General features: G+C 34.9%; 9 protein-coding genes. 4 read left to right on the top strand and 5 right to left on the bottom strand.

Annotated features, from left to right (window positions below):
- From GMD6S_RS08305 to GMD6S_RS08315, 3 genes are all read left to right on the top strand, one after another.
- The coding region (locus tag GMD6S_RS08305) for a GNAT family N-acetyltransferase (RefSeq protein ID WP_000453040.1) at window positions 1–270 on the top strand (270 nt) is incomplete at its 5' end.
- A 103-nt stretch (window positions 271–373) separates the two neighbouring features.
- The gene (locus GMD6S_RS08310) at window positions 374–886 is read left to right on the top strand and encodes a hypothetical protein (RefSeq protein WP_000089606.1); all 513 of its coding nucleotides are present in this window, start codon (window positions 374–376) and stop codon (window positions 884–886) included.
- 69 nt (window positions 887–955) lie between these two features.
- Window positions 956–1,477 carry a hypothetical protein gene (locus GMD6S_RS08315; RefSeq protein ID WP_000493731.1) on the top strand — a complete coding sequence of 174 codons (522 nt, stop codon included), beginning with the start codon at window positions 956–958 and terminating at the stop codon, window positions 1,475–1,477.
- A 221-nt stretch (window positions 1,478–1,698) separates the two neighbouring features.
- On the opposite strand, the gene GMD6S_RS08320 is transcribed toward GMD6S_RS08315, so the two are convergent.
- From GMD6S_RS08320 to GMD6S_RS08340, 5 genes are all read right to left on the bottom strand, one after another.
- Window positions 1,699–1,902 (bottom strand): CsbD family protein, encoded by a 204-nt coding sequence (locus GMD6S_RS08320; protein WP_000102421.1) that lies wholly within the window; start codon window positions 1,900–1,902, stop codon window positions 1,699–1,701.
- 41 nt (window positions 1,903–1,943) lie between these two features.
- Complete coding sequence (locus GMD6S_RS08325) at window positions 1,944–2,528, bottom strand: Asp23/Gls24 family envelope stress response protein (RefSeq protein WP_000072935.1); 585 nt, start codon at window positions 2,526–2,528, stop codon at window positions 1,944–1,946.
- An 11-nt stretch (window positions 2,529–2,539) separates the two neighbouring features.
- Window positions 2,540–2,710, bottom strand: coding sequence for a DUF2273 domain-containing protein (locus GMD6S_RS08330; RefSeq protein ID WP_000454669.1), 171 nt, complete (start codon window positions 2,708–2,710; stop codon window positions 2,540–2,542).
- Between the two features lie 10 nt (window positions 2,711–2,720).
- Window positions 2,721–3,284 (bottom strand): alkaline shock response membrane anchor protein AmaP, encoded by a 564-nt coding sequence (amaP, locus tag GMD6S_RS08335; protein ID WP_000045619.1) that lies wholly within the window; start codon window positions 3,282–3,284, stop codon window positions 2,721–2,723.
- Window positions 3,285–3,383: 99 nt separating this feature from the next.
- On the bottom strand, window positions 3,384–3,620 hold the full coding sequence (locus GMD6S_RS08340; RefSeq protein ID WP_000964741.1) for a GlsB/YeaQ/YmgE family stress response membrane protein: 237 nt from the start codon (window positions 3,618–3,620) through the stop codon (window positions 3,384–3,386).
- A gap of 296 nt (window positions 3,621–3,916) precedes the next feature.
- Here GMD6S_RS08340 and GMD6S_RS08345 point away from each other — a divergent pair.
- Window positions 3,917–4,608 (top strand): helix-turn-helix domain-containing protein (locus GMD6S_RS08345; protein WP_001205293.1); only part of this gene is annotated, 692 nt, incomplete at its 3' end.

A 4,608-nucleotide genomic window follows, 5' to 3' on the forward strand; every position in this document is an offset into this window, starting at 1 on the left:
GGGCTTATCCAGAAAATCAGGCTAGAAGACAGGAATCTTCATATCGGGAGATTTTTTATCAACCCTCAGAAGCAGGGGCAAGGCTTAGGTAGCCAGGCTTTAAGAAAATTTGTTAGTTTGGCCTTTGAAAATGAAGACATAGATACTGTCTCTCTAAATGTCTACGAGGCAAATCAAACAGCTTACAACCTTTACCAAAAAGAAGGATTTGAAATCGTTCAAATGGTTGAAACACCTATACGAAAATACATCATGAAAAAGGGCAGATAATATTCACGTGGGGCTAGAGTCCCAAGGATTTTCAAGGATAAAGAAGTTATCTTTCAAAGTTAGAAACAAGACTTCTATGATTTCTTAGATAGAGGAGATAAACATGTCGAGACCTAGAAAAATACGAATCTTGCTTGCTTCTGTACTTGCCTTAGTTGTTGGTATCAATCTTTATTCCCACCAAGAACGCTTCCAATTAAAGACCTCCTTTGAAGAAAAGGACACTACAGCTGTCTTACAACATTTAACGGCGTCAGGAAAATATGCGTCTGACATGCGAAAAGCAGGCTATATTGTTCCTCCCGACGGTGTCATTCGCTTGGATGGAGGAATTGACTCCATAGGGATAAAAGGAGACATCGATTTGAAAATGTCGAATCCTAGAAGGGATGAAGTCTCGGTTTTATTTGAAACAATGGTAAATGAGGAAAAAATAGATGCCTACTATATTTTAGATCATCATTTAACCCTAAAACGTAGTTACTATTCTCATATTAGGAATCAGAAAAAAGAAAGTGTGAACATCTCTCCAGCCGAAGAAGAACGCCTGTTAAAGATTGTTCGAAAAGAGTTGAAAGCTTTTCTAGATAAGATGTATCAGACTTTGTATGGTTGAGCTTACTAGTAAGAAATGAACGCGAGACCTTGTTTAGAATGTCAACGATGATAAGAAAAGGGGAGAAGAATGTTTACAGAATTGCTCTTTATTGTCTCTTTACTGTTACTTTTACGTTTGTTTAAAAGTAGGCGCTCACGAATGATTATAGGAGTCTTGTATAGTTTGCTGCTAGTCTGGTTTGTCTTTTCCGTTTTGAACTATGGCAAATACACTCTTCAACCAGGTCAATCCGTCAACTTAAGAGTAAATCCCAGAACACAAGATTTGGAATACTATTCAATCTTCATCTTGAAGAAAAACGATTCAAGTAAAATTAAATTAACTGGCTCAAGTGTTTGGAGTGAAAGAAACGGCGATGTTTACTATGAAGTAGAGGGACAAAAAATTATAAAAAGCCATGGTTTGGATGAGGAGGATGAAGAACTTCCAAACACCCAACCAGATATTTATTTAGTAAAAGATGGAGTTGTTGTGAGTTACCAAGGTGAAAAAGTCTTTGATGCCACCAATAACAAGCCCTACACGATAACCATTACCAACGTAGACAACCAACCAGCCCAATTTGAAGCTCAGGTGGTGGATAAATAAGCCAGTCTAGTAGTGTGCAACCTTTTCAATTTTGTTTCAATTCAATAAAAAACATATTATTTTAAGTAAGCAAACAAGCCCTGAAAACAGAGCTTTTCCTGTTAAGAATTTCTTTTAACGAAAATTGGGAAGCGTGTTTAGAATCCGATCTACAAAAAAAGAGGACATTTACGGTCCTCTTTTTGACTACTATAGATGAAAAGGTCAGCTAACTTTGAGCCTTATTTTTCGTCTTTGTGAAGCATGTTTTTAACACCTTCAATAGCGCCTTCGACAGCATCTTTAGCATCTTCAGCAACTTCTTTTACTTTAGAAACAACTTTTTCAGCTGTTCCTTCTTTTTCCATTTTTTCATCGCCGATCATTTTGCCGACACCTTCTTTAATGGAACCTTTTGCTTGGTTTAATTTTTCTTCTGTTGACATGATTCTGCCTCCTTTAAATTAATTGATTTTGACAAGATGAATTAGTGTACGCGAGCATTTTCCTTTGTTTCGCCCTTAACGGCTTCAACACCTTCGCCTACTTTTTCTTGAACAGCAGCAACACCTGAACCGATACCAGATTTCACTTTTTCAAATTGTTCTGAAGCAAATTCTCCTGTTGAAGAAGCCACGTCAGTTACTCGGTCTTGAAGGCTAACTGAATCTGCTTCATGCTGTTCCTTCGTTTTGATATCAACAACATTCACATTGACTTCAACAACTTCTAGATCAGTCATTTTTGTAACTTGTGATACGACAACATCTTTGATTTCTTTGTATAAAGCAGGGACATTCTTTTGGTACTCAACAACAATGTTCAAGTCAACTGCAACTTGCTCTTTCCCAACTTCAACATTGACACCATGAGTGACATTATCTGTATTGATGATTTTTTCTGTTAGATTAGAGAAGAATCCTCCATCCACATCCAAAAGTCCAGGTACTTTTTCAAGTGAAAGACCAATGATTTTTTGGATTACTTTGTTTTCATAAGTGAGTTCCCCTTTAACATCTTGAGAAACAACAGCAACATCTTTTTTTTCTACATTTTTATCTACGTTTGACATACGAGACTCCTTTATTTATTTAAATATTTTTCCTTAACATAGTATCCTGCAAATGCTCCTAAGGCTCCACAAATTAGTACAAATAGTGTTTTGAAAAAGCCAAAGGATAAGATAAAGCAAGCGAGAATGACACCTACTAAACCTGCAATAATTGGATACTGATATTTTTTAAACCATTCCATTTTTACTTCCTTACTTTACACGACTAACAGTCTTTTTGGTCGTTTTTCGAGGTTCAACTTCTTTAACTTTAACTTCAAGTTTTACCTCACGTTCAATACCAAAGAACTGCTTTAATCCATGAGTTATTTCATTCTGAATGACTAGACATCGATTTGAGATGTTGTCTGAAGGAAGAATTTTCCCTTCTACAGTAACGAAACATTTATTTTTGCGGCTATTAACATGGACCGTTGGTTCTTTCATCAACTGATGATCAATGACCAAACATCGAACAAAGCCTTCGATAGCTGAATTTTTTAGTTTTAATGTATCTTCTTGAGTTTCTAATTGAATCTCTAGATATTGTTTAGGATAAAAGAGTATCACTAACATTGAAATTAAAACTAAAACAGATAGGACAAGTGTCCCCCAAAAGACATATCTAGCAATCAGGAATTCAGCGTAGAGTTCTCTCCAACTGAATAAGTGGATTCCTAAATCACTGACCTGATGATAATCTATGAGAATAGGAAGGAAAATAGTCAAGATTAAGATACAGAAAATAAGTAACAATATTTTCTTTGATTTTGACATATTAAATCCTTTCAATTGAAAAGCTTTAAACCATAATTTTACCCGTCTACAGAATTCAAAATTATGGCTTATCACTTTTAATTTCTTATTAGGTAATGCTTATTTTTTACCAAATAGAAATGAAACGACTGCAACAACAATCACTGCACCAACGATTGACGGAATAATAGCCATTCCAGCCAATGAAGGTCCCCAGCTTCCTAGAAGTGATTGCCCTACAGACGAACCGATAAGACCTGCAAAGATATTTGCAATCAATCCCATTGAACCACCTTTTTTAGTGATTGCACCTGCGATGAGACCAATAAGACCTCCTACAATAATGGACCACAACATAGTGTATCCTCCTTTTCTATTTCTAAATCAAAGAATCAATTTCTTTGATTACACTAATTATATAGTATTTCAACTTGGAAACATAATAGTTCGTCTTAAAAACCGTACTGTAAACATGTACTTTAGATACAAATAAATAAGAAAATCTTGATATTACTGAGTTTCTAAGGGATTAGACTAGTCTTTTTATGACAAGCAAAAGTCGTTGTAAGAGGATAAATGCACTCCATGTGGTATAATTGCATGAAGATTGAAAGACAATCCTTTAGTTTATTATAAAGAGAGAAAAGTTATCCATGAGAGATTTATTATCGAAAAAAAGTCACAGACAATTAGAATTATTAGAATTACTATTTGAAAACAAACGCTGGTTTCATATCTCGGAACTAGCAGAATTATTGCACTGTGCAGAACGTTCTGTAAAAGATGACTTGTCCCAGGTCAGGTCTTCCTTTCCTGACTTGATATTTCATTCCTCAACAAACGGCATCCGTATCATTAATACCGATGATAGTGATATTGAGATGGTCTATCATCATTTTTTTAAGCATTCAACCCACTTTTCAATTTTAGAATTTATCTTCTTTAATGAAGGATGTGATACTGATAGTATTTGCAAAGAGTTTTATATCAGTTCTTCCTCTCTTTACCGTATCATCCGTCACATTAATAAAATTATTAAGAAGCAATATCGTTTTGAAATTAGCCTCAATCCAGTTCAAATCACTGGAAATGAAATCGATATCCGTTACTTTTTTGCCCAGTATTTTTCAGAGAAATATTATTTCCTCGAATGGCCCTTTGAAGATTTTTCTGTAGAACCTTTGTGTAAACTGTTGGCACTGATCTATAAAGAAACTGCATTTCCTGTCAATTTCGCCACTCAACGAATGTTAAAGTTACTCCTCGTAACAAATTTATACCGAATAAAGTTTGGTCATTTTATGGAAGTTGAGAAAAATTCTTTTAACAATCAATTGTTAGAGTC

The organism is Streptococcus sp. GMD6S, assembly GCF_000297015.1.